We start from the raw sequence: 15,767 nt of genomic DNA on the forward strand, positions 1-15,767 counted from the left end.
GGGAAGCCTTTCCCGTCAACATTTACCGCGTTATCTATTTATACACATCATAAATCTAGGGAACGTTTCCACAATAAGAAATCAAATTGCTCTAAACGATCCGCTTTCACTTGGTAATCACCACTTGCCGTTTCAATCACCCGTTCAAAAAGCCCCTGACTGATTGTCGGTAGAGGTACACCATCAATAATTGGCCCACAATCATAATCAATCATGTCAGATAGACGTTCCGCTATCGCACTGTTAGTGGAGATTTTTAACACAGGTACAATTGGGTTACCCGTTGGTGTACCTAGCCCCGTCGAAAAAATAACCACATTGCAACCTGCGGCAACAAGGCCTGTTACTGCATCCACATCATTCCCCGGCGTACAAACTAGTGACAACCCGCTCTCTGGCATGGCTTCTGCATAATCACACACTGCACTTATGGGTGAAGTACCGCCTTTTTTAGCCGCACCGGTGGATTTTATTGCATCGGTAATTAAGCCATCTGCAATATTGCCGGGGCTTGGGTTATCTGCAATGGTGGTATTAAAGAAATTTGCCGTTTTTTCATAGCGCTCCATCAATTCGAGAAATTTCTTTTTATCATCGAAAGATACGCAACGTTTCACCATATCCCCTTCTGCACCACATAATTCAGGGAATTCTGCCAAGCCAGATGCGCCACCTAACGTGACCAACCAATCAGAAACGAGCCCCATCGCAGGGTTACCAGAAATGCCTGAAAAACCATCAGATGCCCCGCATTTCACCCCCAGTTTGAGATGGGATAACGGTACATCGACCCTCGAGTGTGGCTTGACCGCTTTCATGCACTCATAGGTTTGTCTGAGTGCAGTTTGCATCATTTCCTCTTCGCTATTCCACTCTTGCTGGCGAAAATAGAGTGCTGGTTTATCAAAATTTGGGTTACGGGCTGCCAGTGACTCTTTAAACATTTTACGCTGCGCTTTTTCACACCCTAAACTAAATACCGTAATACCAATCACATTGGGGTGATCTGCATAAGCCGCCAGTACATCACACATGGTTTTACTGTCCGATGTCGCACCACCGCAGCCACTGGTGACCGTAATACATCGAACCCCTTCAATGTGCGGAAATAGCTTTGGTTTTGCTGTCGGTGCTTGTGTTCCTGCGGTTAAGTCTAATGCAAAACTTTTCAAGCTGTTATTGGTGTAGCCTAACGCATCATTCAAAGCATCGGTTAACTTCGTCACATTGCGGTTTTCGCAAAATACTAACGGAAAAATTAACCAGTAATTCGCTGTGCCTACACGCCCATCATCCCGTACATACCCTTGGAAAGTACGGTTCTCATAAGCAGAAACATCGGGAGCTTTCCATTCGTATGGTGAATCATTTTCTAAGGAAACAGGGGCTGCATAGTGGCGAATATTGTTTACCGTGATGGCTTCGCCTTTAGCGATTGACTGAGTCGCTTTACCCACTGCCGTGCCATACATGGATACCACACCATCGACGGGTACCGCTTCTAATGCAAATTTGTGTTTGGCCTTCACATCGGTCACTAAGGCAATTTCGTCATTCCCCCAGTGGTAAACTTCCCCAGCCTGTAAGTCTTTCAAGGCAACAATCAGGTTGTCGCTTTCATCAATTCGTAAAATCTTTTGCATGTCACACCTTCCAATTGTTGTCTTTAATTTGACGACAAAACTCTATGGTCATTTTTATGGGAATTCTTTTTGAGTAACGCAATTAACACAGCACAACCCACGGTTATTACAGACAATGTCATGATCCCCGCCGTGTTGCTGTTCATCATTTTATCCACTTCAACACGGATGATAGGCGCAAGGAATGAGCAAAATGCCCCCATTGTGGTACAAAAACCGATCCCCGCGGCTAATGCAGGGCCACTGAGTAATTGAGGTGGGAACGTCCAGAAAACAGGTTGAACCGATAAAAAACCCACTGCGCTTAAGCACAACGCCGCAATGGCAAAAACAGGGCTGGCAAATGCCGATAGTGCTAAGCCCACTGCCGCAGCTAACATGCACAGGACAGAGATTTCAACACGACGAGTTGGATGGCGATCAGCAAAACGCGGGATATAGTAGACACCAAAAGCGGAACAAGCCCACGGAATAGCAGCCACCAGCGACTGTTTGAACCCTAAACTTGCCCCCATTAACGAGGCCACTTGGGAAGGCAAAAAGAACATCAAACCATACACAGATATTTGGATGGTGCCGTAAATCAGTGCAAGGTGCCACACTTTGGTATTTTTAAGTGCCGAAAGGACTGAGGTGGTTTCTGTTTTTGCATTTTCTTTCGCAAGCTGTTCTGTTAGCGCTTTTTTCTCTTCATCAGTTAAAAAACGCGCTTTTTCAGGGCTATCGTCCAGATAAAAGAAGGCAAAAATACCAATAACAACCGCAGGTAAACCTTCGATAACAAACATCCAGAACCAGCCCGGACGGCCTAGCCAGCCATGTAACTCTAATAATGCACCAGAAAGTGGAGAGCCCAACGTCAATGCGAGAGGCACGCCTAAAACAAAAATGCCAATCACCGAACCACGGACGTTATTCGGGAAATAAATTGACGCTAATAATAAAATTCCCGGATAGAAACCCGCTTCCCCTAGCCCCAATAAGAAGCGCAAAATAATAAATTGCGTTTCATTAGTGACAAAGCCTGTCATCGCAGACAGCACGCCCCAGATGATGGTAGTGATACTCAACCATTTTTGAGCACCGATTTTGTTTAAAATTAGGTTTGCGGGGATACCAAATAATGCATAAGCCGCAAAGAAAATCCCTGCCCCAAACGCAAATGCAGAGTCCGATAACCCGATATCTAACTGCATGGCATCTTTGGCAAAGCCAACATTCACTCGGTCAATAAATGCAACAAAATACAAAATAAACATCAGGGGTACTAAACGTTTCCACGACTTTTTAATCGCGGAGTTTAAAACAGGATTGTTATAAGCTTGTGTTGTCGCCATGATATTTTTCCCTGTCGGTAAGATGTTCTATTGTGTTGTTATAGGAAAGATCAGAGCGGTAAATCAGCCAGTGCTAATAATTGCTGAAGTTGCTCTGTCTGTACACTGCTCAATCCAATAAAGGGTGAGGTACAACGGTCTGAATTAATTACCCCTTTCAATTGCAACGCTTTTTTAAAGGTTGGAATAAACGGAGAATTCACGCCGTAAATGGCCATCAGTTGGTCAACACGTTGTTGATGTTTAGCAACGAGCGCTAAATCGCCTTTTGCAAAGGCTTGCATCCATGAAGAAAAAAACTGTGGAATAATATTTGAAAGCCCACCAATACAACCACTTCCACCCGATAACACTACATGGGCAAAGTTGTTGTCGTAACCTGCGTAGACTTCAAAGTGAGGAATACGGGATTTCACCACATCAATGACTTGCGCCGTATGATTGGTATCGGGAATGGTATCTTTTAAACCAATAATATGAGGGTACTTGTCTGCTAAGCGTAAACACACCTCAGGAGATACGGAATACCCTGTACGCTCAGGGAAGTTATAAATAAAGATTTTTGCTGAGGTTTTTTCCGCAATGGTACTGTAAAAGCGAAATACACCCTCGTCATCCAACGGGAAATAATATGGGCTAATAATCATCACCCCATCAACCCCTTGCTCGTTCGCATAATTGGCTAGTTCAATCGATTCATTGACATCCAACCGGCTCGCCCCTGCATAGACCTTCATATCCCCTTTAGGGTAATGACCACAAAGGTCAATCAAGGTCTTCGAACTGTCCATGTCCAACGCAAAAAATTCCCCTGTACTGCCCATTGTGACAAAACCCGATACTTTTCCACTTAGCGAATCATAGACTTGTCGATTTTGTTCCGTATCAACGCGGCCTTTATCATCAAAAATAGTTACAACAGGGGTGATATAGCGACTTTCCATACTGAATGACTCCATCTTATTGTTCATATATACAAACCTTATTCATAAATAAAAACAGAATTAAATAACCATGAAAAATGGATTGAGTCAAATTTAAACAAAGTTAAAATAAAAATGATTTAATCATTTGATTTAAATGAAATAAATATGAATTTATTGCTTGTGTTAAAAACAAAAAGGTCATTTTTTATTGGTAAATTTTGAACAGGATCACGACTTTTGCCATCAAGCGCACAATGTCATTGGATAGATTTAGAAAAGAAATGGGTTTTTGCGAGTGATTTACATAGTGCAGTTTTGAACCTAGAATAGCGGCACAATTAATCAGGGAGGTGGTTCAATGTCTACCGGACACATGCCGACAATTCGTGTTTTAGAGGTACTTCAAGTATTAGCAGCTGAAAACACAGGGTTATCTTTAACACAACTTTCTGATAAAACAGGCATTTTAAAAGGGACTATTTACCCTATTCTAAAAACGTTGGTTGAGCACCGTTATATTAATTACGATGATAACAGCCAGCTTTATTACCTTGGCATCGCCTGCTCAATTCTTTCTCGGGTTTTCTTCGAAAAATCGTATTGGCTGAAAATGATCCACCGCGAGATGGGGGTGATTGTTGAGCAATGTAACGAAGTTTGCCAAATGGGCATTTTAGATGGTGCTGATGTCTTGTATATAGATAAAGTGCAATCTGCACAAAAAGTCCAGTTAGTCTCCAGTATTGGCACCCGCTTACCCGCTATCTATTCAGCGCTAGGTAAGGCAATGATTTTTAACTACAGTGATGAACAAATTTCCCAGCTTTATCCCGCAGGTTTCACACCGCTGACACAATACAGTGTTCACACGCTGCCACAATTACGCGAGCAACTAAACGCTGTAAAAGAAAATGGCTATGCCATTGATAATAAAGAAATCAATGAAGAAACCATCTGCTATGCGGTCGCATTACGCCAACGAAATAAAATTATTGCCGCTATCAGTGTGTCTATCCCCACCTTCCGCGGTAACAATGAAAAAATTGCCCAAGTCATCGAAACGCTGTTAACCAGTCGCGAACGCATCGAACAAGAACTTAACACGCTCGATAATATTGAATTTTATAGATAATAAAATTCAATATTGGCAAATAGAGTCTAAAATGATCTGGAACAACGGTTTTTGTATGCCATACTATTTTATTGATTGTTAGCAAAATATGACAATTTAGCGTGAATGCAACAGATGGTTTCTGAGGTTTATATCAATAAATCCAGTGCTAAATTTAGACATAAGTTAAATACCGTAGCAAAGGATTCATATTACACTTAAATAATTAACATTTATGTGCACATTTTCACTTTTCATGTCGCGAAAAATGCTCTTTATAAAAATTTTTAATAAAATTTAAAAAATATTTAATTTATATTTTTCAATTGGTTAGCTAATAAATTAACAATTAATTAACCATTTCAGGGGTATTCTCGCGAGTGTTCATGATCCATATCAAATTTCTCACTTATCCCCTTTGTTACTATTATTGCGTGCTATAATTAATCAACTTTGTAAGAGAGTGTTAGTATGAAAGCTGACAACCCTTTTAATTTATTGCCACCTGCTGTAATGGCGCAAGTCGCGGATGATGCTGGCTTTTATAAAGCGAACAAACATCCTGCAATTACTTACTTGTCAGCATTCACTGCCGGTATTTTTATTTCTATTGCTTTTGTTTTCTATATTACTGCAACAACTGGGGCTGCCGACGCACCGTATGGCTTTACCAAACTGATTGGTGGGATTTGTTTCTCACTCGGCTTAATGTTAGTCGTTGTTTGTGGTGCCGACCTTTTCACTTCCACTGTCTTAACTATCGTTTCTAAAGCCACGGGTAAAATTACTTGGGGGCAAATGTTCCGCAATTGGTTCAATGTGTATATTGGCAACCTAATTGGTGCTCTATTCTTCGTCGCTATTATTTGGTTTGCTGGGCAATACACCGCGGCTAATGGCCTGTGGGGATTAAATGTCTTACAAACCAGTAGCCATAAATTGCACCATACCTTTGTTGAGGCAGTTGCACTCGGAATTTTAGCAAACTTAATGGTTTGTCTAGCTGTTTGGATGAGTTATGCAGGTCGCAGTTTAACCGATAAACTGGTTGTTTTAGTTCTGCCTGTTGCGATGTTTGTTGCCAGCGGATTTGAACATAGCATCGCAAACATGTTTATGATCCCATTAGGGATTATGATTAAAGAATTCGCTCCAGCTGAATATTGGACACAAATCAATATGGCACCTGAGCAGTTTTCGCACTTAACGATTGGAAATTTTATTACAGATAACTTAATTCCAGTCACTATCGGAAATATTATTGGCGGCGCACTTTTAGTCGGCCTCATTTACTGGTTTATGCATTTACGTGGTGGCAAAAAACATTAATCGCCACTGACACACACGAAAAGATTTATTAAGATCCCTAAAAGATCCACTGTTAAAAGGTAAAAGTATCATGTCCGAATTAAATGAAAAATTCGCTTTAGCATGGCAAGGTTTTAACCAAGGTGACTGGCAGAAAAACGTCAACGTACGTGACTTCATCCAGAAAAACTACACTCCATATGAAGGTGATGAATCTTTCTTAGCAGGCTCTACCCCAGCAACTGACTCGCTGTGGGATAAAGTTATGGAAGGGATCAAAATCGAAAACCGCACACATGCGCCTGTTGATTTTGATACAGATGTTGCTTCAACCATCACTTCCCATGATGCAGGTTACATTACTAAAGAATTAGAAAAAGTCGTTGGTTTACAAACTGATGAACCTCTGAAACGTGGTCTTATCCCGTTCGGCGGTATCAAAATGGTTGAAAGCTCATGTAAAGCCTACGACCGTACATTAGACCCAACTGTGAAAAAAATCTTCACAGAATACCGTAAAACTCATAACCAAGGTGTTTTCGACGTTTATACGCCAGACATCTTAAAATGCCGTAAATCAGGTGTGTTAACCGGTTTACCAGATGCATACGGTCGTGGTCGTATCATCGGTGACTACCGTCGCGTTGCGCTGTACGGTATTGATTTCCTGATGAAAGACAAGTTCCAACAATTCACTTCTCTACAAGAAAAATTAGAGAAAGGTGAAGATTTACAAATGACTATCCAACTGCGCGAAGAAATTGCTGAACAGCACCGTGCACTGGGTCAAATGAAAGAAATGGCTGCGAAATACGGTTATGATATTTCTGCACCAGCAACTAACGCACAAGAAGCAGTACAGTGGACTTACTTCGGCTATTTAGCTGCGGTTAAATCACAAAACGGTGCGGCAATGTCATTTGGTCGTGTTTCTACTTTCTTAGACGTGTATATCCAACGCGATATCGAAGAAGGCAAAATCACTGAGCAAGAAGCGCAAGAACTGATTGACCACTTAGTCATGAAACTGCGTATGGTCCGTTTCTTACGTACCCCTGAATACGATGAGCTGTTCTCTGGTGACCCAATTTGGGCAACTGAATCTTTAGCAGGTATGGGTCTTGATGGCCGTACACTGGTAACAAAAAGTACTTTCCGTTTCTTGAACACACTGTATACCATGGGCCCATCTCCTGAGCCAAACATGACTATCCTGTGGTCAGAAAAACTGCCAATGAATTTCAAAAAATTCGCGGCGAAAGTGTCTATCGATACCTCATCAGTTCAGTACGAAAATGATGACCTGATGCGTCCTGACTTTGATAACGACGACTATGCAATCGCATGTTGCGTTAGCCCAATGATTGTGGGTAAACAAATGCAGTTCTTCGGTGCTCGCGCTAACTTAGCGAAAACCATGCTGTATACCATCAATGGTGGTGTGGACGAAAAACTGAAAATGCAAGTGGGCCCTAAACACTCGCCAATCATGGATGAAGTCCTTGATTTCGATACCGTGATGGACAAAATGGACCACTTTATGGATTGGTTAGCGACGCAATACGTCACTGCGTTGAACATCATCCACTACATGCACGATAAATACAGCTATGAAGCATCGCTGATGGCTCTGCATGACCGTGATGTTTACCGTACAATGGCATGTGGTATCGCAGGTCTGTCTGTTGCTGCTGACTCACTGTCTGCTATCAAATACGCAAAAGTTAAACCTATCCGTGACGAAGACGGCATCGCTGTTGACTTCGAAATCGAAGGTGAATACCCACAATTTGGTAACAATGACTCACGTGTTGATGACATCGCTTGTGACTTAGTTGAACGTTTCATGAAGAAAATTCAGAAACTGCAAACTTACCGTAACGCGGTACCAACTCAGTCAATTCTGACCATCACTTCAAACGTTGTGTATGGTAAGAAAACAGGTAACACACCAGATGGTCGTCGCTCAGGTGCACCATTCGGACCAGGTGCAAACCCAATGCACGGCCGTGACCAAAAAGGTGCTGTCGCTTCTCTGACTTCTGTTGCTAAACTGCCATTTGCTTACGCAAAAGACGGTATCTCTTATACCTTCTCTATCGTACCAAATGCGTTAGGTAAAGATGACGATGTTCGTAAAACTAACTTAGCAGGTCTGATGGATGGTTACTTCCACCACGAAGCGTCTATTGAAGGCGGCCAGCACCTGAACGTTAACGTTATGAACCGTGAAATGCTGTTAGAAGCGATGGAAAACCCAGAGAAATATCCACAGCTGACTATCCGTGTATCAGGTTATGCAGTGCGTTTTAACTCACTGACTAAAGAACAACAGCAAGACGTTATTACTCGTACTTTCACAAGTTCAATGTAATAATTAGCTCATTAAAATAAAGTAAATTAAAGACCCCGCTTTATGGGGTCTTTTTATCTATACTGTCAGTTAAAGACTACAAATCACTATTTTATGCATAAAGTCTTAGAAGTATGACGGATATTTTGGAGTACCTGCTATGTCTGCCGAAATTATTACAACAACCGATATCACTAAAACGGAAGCTCCAGCAACATTAGGCCGTATTCATTCATTTGAATCTTGTGGCACTGTTGATGGTCCCGGTATTCGTTTTATTGTCTTTTTCCAAGGCTGCTTAATGCGTTGCCTGTATTGCCACAACCGCGATACTTGGGATACCCACGGCGGTAATATTGTCACCGTCGATGAATTAATGAAAGAAGCCGTCACTTATCGCCACTTTATGAATGCTACGGGCGGTGGTGTCACGGCCTCTGGTGGTGAAGCTATTTTACAAGCCGAGTTCGTACGTGATTGGTTCCGTGCTTGTAAAAAAGAGAATATCCATACTTGTTTAGATACTAACGGCTTTGTCCGTCGTTATGATCCTGTGATTGACGAACTCATGGATGTTACTGATTTGGTGATGTTGGATTTAAAACAAATTAACGATGATATTCACCAAAAATTAGTCGGTGTATCCAATCACCGCACTTTAGAGTTTGCGCAATATTTAGCTAAACGTAATCAAAAAACGTGGGTCCGATATGTCGTTGTTCCAGGCTGGAGCGATGACGACCATTCCGTGCATCTGCTCGGTGAATTTACCAAGGATATGAGCAATATCGAAAAAATCGAATTATTGCCTTACCATGAACTTGGTAAACACAAATGGGAAACCATGGGTGAAGAATATAAACTTGATGGAGTTAAACCGCCGTCAAAAGAAGTGATGGAGCGCGTCAAAAATATCCTTGAAAGTTATGGTCATAAAGTCATGTACTAACCAATTTGAGGCTCTTAATAGAGCCTCTTCTTTATCTGCCATTATTCCTATCTAAATAAAGGTAAATGACCAATAAGCTGAGTCACTGCCTTTTTATTTCCCACCAGCCCAATGCCCGCTAATTGAATATTTTTATATTCATGTTCTGATAATTTTTGCTGATACTCATCATAAGTGCGGCACGACTGCGCTAATAAGCTAAATGGAATGATATAAATTTCACTTTCCTTTAATGCAGCCACTTCAATATCTTTAATATACTGTTCTGGCGATTTTAAAATCGGTAAAGGCGCATAAATTACCCCTGGATAATGAATATTATCCGCACTGTTTAAATCCTCCCCCACCATATTATTAACTTTATTTCCTAAACTCACACCAATCACACTGGCTGCATTCATAGCAAGCCCATTAGATAAATCCTGATTGACGACGATCGCGCAGCGATGCTCAGCTGGATTAAATATCATTTCTGTCCCCTACTGTTTTTAATTGTGTTCAATTTCCCGATAATTATGGCATTTAAAGAAAGAAATAGGCTTTCTAACTCAGCTATGGCAAGCTAGTTATTCGGTAATTTTTTTCTCTAATTATTCCAAAAAAGGTAGAAATTTTCATTTATGGCAATAGATAAGACAGAAACAAAAATTCTCTCACTACTACAGGAAGACGCGCGGATCACCAACCATGAACTGGCTGAAAAAGTGGGTATGTCAGCCTCACCTTGCTGGCGTAGAGTTAAAAAACTCGAAGAAGATAATATTATTCAAGGCTATCGCGCGATTTTAAACCGCAAGAAAATTGGCTTAGGTGTCATGGTATTTGTGCGCGTAATTATTGACAGCGATAGCGAGGCGGAAGCACAAAAATTCGAGCAAGAAGTTAGTGAGCTTGAAAACGTTGTTGCCTGTTATAGCATTGGTGGTGATACTGATTTTTTATTACAGGTGGTTTCTCATGACTTAGATTCTTACGCAGATTTTGCGATGTCAGTCATTCGTAGATTACCCGGTATTAAAGAGATGCAAAGTATGTTTGTATTAAAAGAAATCAAACCGCTTGATGCTTACCCTATATCTATTTTTGAATGATTTATCAAAGTCTACCTTACTCTTTATAATGGTTATTAATTATATTTTATTCGTACAATAACCATTTTCTAGAAACAGCCGCCCTATTTAAAGTAAAAATAACCCTACATACAACCAAAAAACACCAATACAAACAGTCTATAACTTCAATATAAAGTGAGTAATTGCTTTATTACCCTAAAAAATAGGTTATTAAGAAAAAATTAATCAAAAATATCTTACCAGAATAGTCTGCTTTATAATGTATTAACTTATCTGCATACTACAGCCGATAAAGTAAAGAGTGCATATAAACTCACAAACTTTTTTATAATAATTATTGCTAATTCACTACAAAAAAATAGGTTCCTTTTTTATCATGAATAATGAAAACTTCAGTGCAGATAACAACCCTGCACCTACAATTAACGCTCAAACTCAAGTTGATACTTTTGTTTTTCACGCTGAGCCTCGCGCTGTTGATGCAGGTGAAGGTGTAAACTGGATCAGCCAATCATGGTCACTGGTTAAAGAAAAATTGGGCATGTGGATCTTAATCAATATCGTATTATTTGCATTGATTATGATTATCTCCATGATCCCATTCTTAAACTTACTGATCACTTTTATTACCCCAATCTTTGTTGGCGGTATTATTGCTATCAGTGAAAACCAGCGTAAAACTGGCCAAGCAGAAATTGGTTTACTATTCGCAGGTTTCCAAAACAAATTTGGCGCGCTGTTTGCTGTTGGTGCCATTAACTTTGCTGCTAACTTAGTCGGTATGATCATCGCCTTTATCATTGGTGGTTCTGCGATGTTTGGCTTATTAATGGAAAGCAACCAATACGGCTCACCATCTGATGCGGCGATTTTAGCATCTTCAGGTTCATTCTTCTTTGCTATCATTGTGATGGCAGTTGCGGGCTTAGTGGGTACTGCGTTAACTTGGTTTGCCCCTGCTCTAGTCATGAACCACGATTTCACTGTTGGTGCTGCAATTTCAGCTAGCCTGCAAGCGGTTAAGAAAAATATTCTACCGGGTATCTTGTTCTTTATCGTTCTGTCTATCTTAATGATTATCTCTGTGATCCCATTAGGCTTAGGTTTATTAGTTTCTATGCCTATTATGTATGTTTGCTATTACAGCAGCTACCGCAGCCTATTTTTCTCACAAGTAAAATAGATTCGAATAACACCGTTATTCCTTCTTACTCAAAGGGAAAGCAAATGCTTTCCCTTTTCCAAAAATACACTTTTGATACCTTTCATTCTTCGACTTCTCATTTAAATGACCTTTTTTGCCACAGCGTAACACCACCTACCAATTCAATCGAATCAATCCCAAATAACGTCACCATCCGGACAAAAAATAAAACAAAGACCAAACAAATACTTGGTTTACAATAACTTGCCCTTATCAATTAATAAAGGTAGCGTCTAAAACTGCCTGTTAAGAAGCTGGCTTTGTTTTAACGACCTCCGTCATGACTATGCGAGAGCAACGTTGAGCACTGCACCATTTAGTGCGATATCAATTTCCATAAATTAAAACCACAAAGATACTGACAATAAGGAGAATTAAAGGTGGCTTATGATGATCTTCGTAGTTATTTAGTGGCGCTTGAAAATGCAGGGCAATTACTGGAAATTCAAGAAGAAGTACAAGCAGAGCCTGATATCGCTGCGGCTGCAAATGCAACAGGAAGGATTGGTGAAGGGGCTCCTGCGATTTCATTCAAAAAAATCAAAGGATTTAAGCATGCTCATGTCGTTATGAACACGATTGGGTCTTGGAAAAACCACGCAATTTCACTCGGCCTTCCTGCAACTACTCCAATTAAACAACAAATCCAAGAACTGATTCACCGCTGGGAAAAATTTCCCGTTTCACCTGAACGCCGAAATAACCCGCCTTGGGCTCAAAATGAAGTAAACGGTGATGATATTAACCTATTTGATATCCTCCCTCTGTTTCGCCTAAATGATGGCGATGGCGGCTTCTATCTCGACAAAGCCTGTGTTATCTCTCGGGACCCTCAAGATCCTGAGCATTTTGGTAAGCAAAACGTGGGTATCTACCGGATGGAAGTTAAAGGTAAGCGTAAACTCGGCATACAGCCCGTTCTCATGCATGATATCGCCTTACAACTTCACAAGGCGGAAGAATCTGGTGAAGACCTTCCCGTTGCCATTGCGCTTGGTAATGACCCAATTATCACTTTAATGGGTGCCACACCACTGGGATACGACCAATCCGAATATGAAATGGCAGGGGCAATGCGCGAAAGCCCTTACCCAATAGCCACCGCTCCCCTGACAGGATTTGACGTCCCTTGGGGTTCAGAAGTCATTATTGAAGGCGTCATTGAGAGTCGACAAAGAGAATTTGAAGGCCCATTCGGTGAGTTTACTGGGCACTATTCAGGTGGGCGTAATATGCCAATAATCCGCATTGATAAAGTATCCTATCGCACCTACCCCATTTACGAATCCCTTTATCTGGGCATGCCTTGGACAGAAATTGATTATCTTATCGGCCCAGTCACTTGTATTCCCCTTTATCAACAACTGAAAGCAGATTTCCCAGAAGTTCAGGCTGTCAATGCCATGTACACCCACGGCCTTCTCATTATCATTTCCACTAAAAAACGTTATGGTGGTTTCGCGAGAGCCGTGGGAATGCGGGCAATGACCACTCCGCATGGTTTAGGTTATGCGAAAATAGTGATTATGGTTGACGAAGACGTTGACCCTTTCAATTTACCTCAAGTGATGTGGGCACTTTCTGCAAAGGTTAACCCGTCAGGTGACCTTATTCAAATACCCAACCTGTCCGTGCTCGGACTAGACCCAAGCTCTAATCCTGCAGGGATCACGGATAAATTAATCATTGATGCGACAACACCCGTTGCACCCGATAATCGCGGCCGTTACAGTCAACCCGTCAAGGATTTACCAGAAACTGCACTGTGGATTGATAAATTAACGACTCTGCTCGCTAACCGTCAATAAGGAGATCATATGATTTGCCCTCGTTGTACAAGTGAAAAAATAGATGTCATGGCAAACTCCCCCATTGAGGGGATATGGATAATATACCAGTGCCAATGCTGCCTTTATACCTGGAGAAATACAGAACCAGTACGCCGAACGGAGCGAGAACATTACCCAGTTGAATTCCGAATGACCCAGCAAGATATTAACAACGCATCAGAGACCCCTATAATTCCACCTCTTATTGTAAAATCGCCTTTAAAAGGAGCAAGCTAATGTGATAATGCTATTCTTTATCGCTAGTTTCTGATTAATTAACCTAATAATTAAAAATATATATTTTCGCCCTAAATTGGAGTTAACAAGCTATGCACTTTGATATTACCGACTTGCAATTGTGCGTAAATATCGCCAATGCCGGCAGCATCACTGGCGGCGCAAGTTTAACGCACCTAACACTACAATCTGCCAGCGAGCGCGTTAAAGGCATTGAAAGTGAGCTTGGTACAGCCTTATTCATTCGTTCGCCTAGAGGGATTTCCTTATCAAATGCAGGCTTTGCATTTATCGAGCACGCTAATGTCATTTTACAACACATTGATTTGATGAAGGATGAAATGCGCCAATATAGCCAAGGGCTACGCGGACATATCAATCTTTTGTGCAATGCCTCGGCTCAAATGGAGTTTTTGCCTGAACGTATTGGAGCTTATTTACAGCAACAACCAAATATGTCGATATCCGTCAAAGAATTGCCAAGTCATGAAATTGTCACGACGATTAAAAATAAAATGGCCAATATTGGCATAGTGGCAGACTCTACCGATTTATCAGGGTTAGCATTTCACCCTTTTTGTTCAGATGAACTTATCGTGCTGGTTCATTACCAACACCCATTAGCGAGTCAGCAGCATGTGACATTCAATGATGTTATACATTCAGATTTTATTGGGTTATCTGAAGATAATTCATTACAGAAACATATTGATAACTATGCCAAGCAGCAAGGTTTTCGTTTGAACTATCGAGTTCGCCTTCCTACCCTTGATGCAGTTATGCAACTGGTGGCGAATGAAGTGGGTATTGCCATTATTCCTAAACAGGCCGCACAACGCGTTCTGTCTTCACAAACAAAAATACTGACACTGACAGAAAAATGGGCACAACGAAAATTGGTTATTTGTGCCCGCGATTTTAATCAGCTTCCTGAATATACCAATGAATTCATTGATTTTTTAATTAATTGGCAAAATAAACCTTAAGGTTTTATCGCCATATACATGCCCAAAAGCACCAATCCACTAAAAAAGCAGCGGCGAAATACGCTTTCATTCATAATTTTGCGCAGGTATTGCCCTAAATACATCCCAACTAATGCAGGGAGTAATGCGATGAAAGACAAACCATAATCGATGTACTCTTGTTGACCGCTGTTCCAAAGTTTAATTGCCAATGCGAGGGTCGATACAGTGAAGGCTAAGCCAAGCGCCTGTATTAGTTCATCTTTATTTAGCTTGAGTGTTTGCAAATAAGGCACCGCGGGAATAACAAAAACACCGGTTGCGGCGGTAATTACCCCGGTAAGGTAACCCACTACAGGTGAAAGCCAACGCTCAGATTTTCCGCTGGAAGGCATCTTTTTTGCCAATAACCCCCAAATACCATAAAGCACCAGCACGCAGCCTAATGCTGGCTGTGTCCAACCTGAATTTTCAGTTAAAGAGGGTAAAAAACTCCATAATGTGCCAACAATTATTCCCACCATCAATCCCCATAGTCGCTTTATTAATGCGATAAATTGGGGACCAATGAGTAGTTGCCAAATATTAGTCACTAAGGAAGGTATGATCAAAATACTTGCCGCAATCGCAGGCTCCATAGTCGTACTCAAAAGCCCCATCGCAATAGTTGGTAGCCCTAGCCCAATCACCCCTTTAATAATTCCAGCCAATAAAAAAACACCAATTATTATTTCCATTTAATTTATCTCTCATACGCACGATAGCTCACAGACTATCGATAGCTCAGAGACATCACTATCAGGAATATATTCAGAGGGGGTTAGGTAAAGAT

At 41.1% G+C, this 15,767-nt stretch carries 14 protein-coding genes; 9 read left to right on the forward strand and 5 right to left on the reverse strand.

Features of this window, described 5'->3' with window-relative positions; all coding sequences use genetic code 11:
- Positions 1 to 47: 47 nt before the first annotated feature.
- The 3 genes from AC4IFO_RS06880 to AC4IFO_RS06890 are packed head-to-tail and all read right to left on the reverse strand — an operon-like array spanning position 48 to position 3,924.
- Positions 48 to 1,643: a UxaA family hydrolase gene (locus AC4IFO_RS06880; protein ID WP_490732969.1), complete on the reverse strand. Its 1,596-nt coding sequence runs from the start codon at positions 1,641 to 1,643 to the stop codon at positions 48 to 50.
- Between the two features lie 23 nt (positions 1,644 to 1,666).
- Positions 1,667 to 2,980 (reverse strand): MFS transporter, encoded by a 1,314-nt coding sequence (locus AC4IFO_RS06885; RefSeq protein ID WP_490732971.1) that lies wholly within the window; start codon positions 2,978 to 2,980, stop codon positions 1,667 to 1,669.
- Positions 2,981 to 3,030: 50 nt separating this feature from the next.
- A complete protein-coding gene (locus AC4IFO_RS06890; RefSeq protein ID WP_490733229.1) occupies positions 3,031 to 3,924 on the reverse strand; it encodes a dihydrodipicolinate synthase family protein in 894 nt (297 codons plus the stop codon).
- Positions 3,925 to 4,264: 340 nt separating this feature from the next.
- On the opposite strand from AC4IFO_RS06890, the gene AC4IFO_RS06895 reads away from it, so the two are divergent.
- From AC4IFO_RS06895 to pflA, 4 genes are all read left to right on the forward strand, one after another.
- Complete coding sequence (locus AC4IFO_RS06895) at positions 4,265 to 5,038, forward strand: IclR family transcriptional regulator (protein ID WP_490732973.1); 774 nt, start codon at positions 4,265 to 4,267, stop codon at positions 5,036 to 5,038.
- A gap of 450 nt (positions 5,039 to 5,488) precedes the next feature.
- Positions 5,489 to 6,346 (forward strand): formate transporter FocA, encoded by an 858-nt coding sequence (gene focA, locus AC4IFO_RS06900; protein WP_490732975.1) that lies wholly within the window; start codon positions 5,489 to 5,491, stop codon positions 6,344 to 6,346.
- A gap of 70 nt (positions 6,347 to 6,416) precedes the next feature.
- Positions 6,417 to 8,699 (forward strand): formate C-acetyltransferase, encoded by a 2,283-nt coding sequence (gene pflB / locus AC4IFO_RS06905; RefSeq protein WP_490732977.1) that lies wholly within the window; start codon positions 6,417 to 6,419, stop codon positions 8,697 to 8,699.
- 139 nt (positions 8,700 to 8,838) lie between these two features.
- Entirely contained in the window at positions 8,839 to 9,627 is a 789-nt protein-coding gene (gene pflA / locus AC4IFO_RS06910; protein WP_219249309.1) for a pyruvate formate lyase 1-activating protein, read from the forward strand.
- A gap of 47 nt (positions 9,628 to 9,674) precedes the next feature.
- Here the strand turns inward: pflA and AC4IFO_RS06915 are convergent, their stop codons facing one another.
- On the reverse strand, positions 9,675 to 10,097 hold the full coding sequence (locus tag AC4IFO_RS06915) for a DUF2000 domain-containing protein (protein ID WP_490732979.1): 423 nt from the start codon (positions 10,095 to 10,097) through the stop codon (positions 9,675 to 9,677).
- A gap of 150 nt (positions 10,098 to 10,247) precedes the next feature.
- On the opposite strand from AC4IFO_RS06915, the gene AC4IFO_RS06920 reads away from it, so the two are divergent.
- The 5 genes from AC4IFO_RS06920 to AC4IFO_RS06940 all read left to right on the forward strand — a co-directional run bounded on the left by AC4IFO_RS06920 (position 10,248) and on the right by AC4IFO_RS06940 (position 14,956).
- A complete protein-coding gene (locus tag AC4IFO_RS06920; protein ID WP_206085453.1) occupies positions 10,248 to 10,718 on the forward strand; it encodes an Lrp/AsnC family transcriptional regulator in 471 nt (156 codons plus the stop codon).
- A gap of 358 nt (positions 10,719 to 11,076) precedes the next feature.
- Positions 11,077 to 11,883, forward strand: a complete 807-nt coding sequence (locus tag AC4IFO_RS06925) for a BPSS1780 family membrane protein (protein WP_490732981.1) — start codon at positions 11,077 to 11,079, stop codon at positions 11,881 to 11,883.
- Between the two features lie 401 nt (positions 11,884 to 12,284).
- On the forward strand, positions 12,285 to 13,712 hold the full coding sequence (locus AC4IFO_RS06930; RefSeq protein WP_490732983.1) for a non-oxidative hydroxyarylic acid decarboxylases subunit C: 1,428 nt from the start codon (positions 12,285 to 12,287) through the stop codon (positions 13,710 to 13,712).
- A 9-nt stretch (positions 13,713 to 13,721) separates the two neighbouring features.
- On the forward strand, positions 13,722 to 13,970 hold the full coding sequence (locus AC4IFO_RS06935) for a non-oxidative hydroxyarylic acid decarboxylases subunit D (RefSeq protein WP_490732985.1): 249 nt from the start codon (positions 13,722 to 13,724) through the stop codon (positions 13,968 to 13,970).
- 92 nt (positions 13,971 to 14,062) lie between these two features.
- On the forward strand, positions 14,063 to 14,956 hold the full coding sequence (locus tag AC4IFO_RS06940) for a LysR family transcriptional regulator (protein WP_490732987.1): 894 nt from the start codon (positions 14,063 to 14,065) through the stop codon (positions 14,954 to 14,956).
- Here AC4IFO_RS06940 and AC4IFO_RS06945 read toward each other — a convergent pair.
- A complete protein-coding gene (locus AC4IFO_RS06945; RefSeq protein ID WP_490732989.1) occupies positions 14,953 to 15,672 on the reverse strand; it encodes a sulfite exporter TauE/SafE family protein in 720 nt (239 codons plus the stop codon). The two genes, AC4IFO_RS06940 and AC4IFO_RS06945, sit on opposite strands and share 4 nt — an antisense overlap.
- Between the last annotated feature and the right edge of the window lie 95 nt (positions 15,673 to 15,767).

It is taken from the genome of Providencia sp. UF-224 (assembly GCF_058245955.1).

Excerpts from the sequence above, each read along its gene's own strand:
- AC4IFO_RS06880 (WP_490732969.1), bottom strand. The coding sequence starts at position 1,643 with ATGCAAAAGATTTTACGAATTGATGAAAGCGACAACCTGATTGTTGCC.
- AC4IFO_RS06885 (WP_490732971.1), bottom strand. The coding sequence starts at position 2,980 with ATGGCGACAACACAAGCTTATAACAATCCTGTTTTAAACTCCGCGATT.
- AC4IFO_RS06890 (WP_490733229.1), bottom strand. The coding sequence starts at position 3,924 with ATGGAAAGTCGCTATATCACCCCTGTTGTAACTATTTTTGATGATAAA.
- AC4IFO_RS06895 (WP_490732973.1), top strand. The coding sequence starts at position 4,265 with ATGTCTACCGGACACATGCCGACAATTCGTGTTTTAGAGGTACTTCAA.
- focA (WP_490732975.1), top strand. The coding sequence starts at position 5,489 with ATGAAAGCTGACAACCCTTTTAATTTATTGCCACCTGCTGTAATGGCG.
- pflB (WP_490732977.1), top strand. The coding sequence starts at position 6,417 with ATGTCCGAATTAAATGAAAAATTCGCTTTAGCATGGCAAGGTTTTAAC.
- pflA (WP_219249309.1), top strand. The coding sequence starts at position 8,839 with ATGTCTGCCGAAATTATTACAACAACCGATATCACTAAAACGGAAGCT.
- AC4IFO_RS06915 (WP_490732979.1), bottom strand. The coding sequence starts at position 10,097 with ATGATATTTAATCCAGCTGAGCATCGCTGCGCGATCGTCGTCAATCAG.
- AC4IFO_RS06920 (WP_206085453.1), top strand. The coding sequence starts at position 10,248 with ATGGCAATAGATAAGACAGAAACAAAAATTCTCTCACTACTACAGGAA.
- AC4IFO_RS06925 (WP_490732981.1), top strand. The coding sequence starts at position 11,077 with ATGAATAATGAAAACTTCAGTGCAGATAACAACCCTGCACCTACAATT.
- AC4IFO_RS06935 (WP_490732985.1), top strand. The coding sequence starts at position 13,722 with ATGATTTGCCCTCGTTGTACAAGTGAAAAAATAGATGTCATGGCAAAC.
- AC4IFO_RS06940 (WP_490732987.1), top strand. The coding sequence starts at position 14,063 with ATGCACTTTGATATTACCGACTTGCAATTGTGCGTAAATATCGCCAAT.
- AC4IFO_RS06945 (WP_490732989.1), bottom strand. The coding sequence starts at position 15,672 with ATGGAAATAATAATTGGTGTTTTTTTATTGGCTGGAATTATTAAAGGG.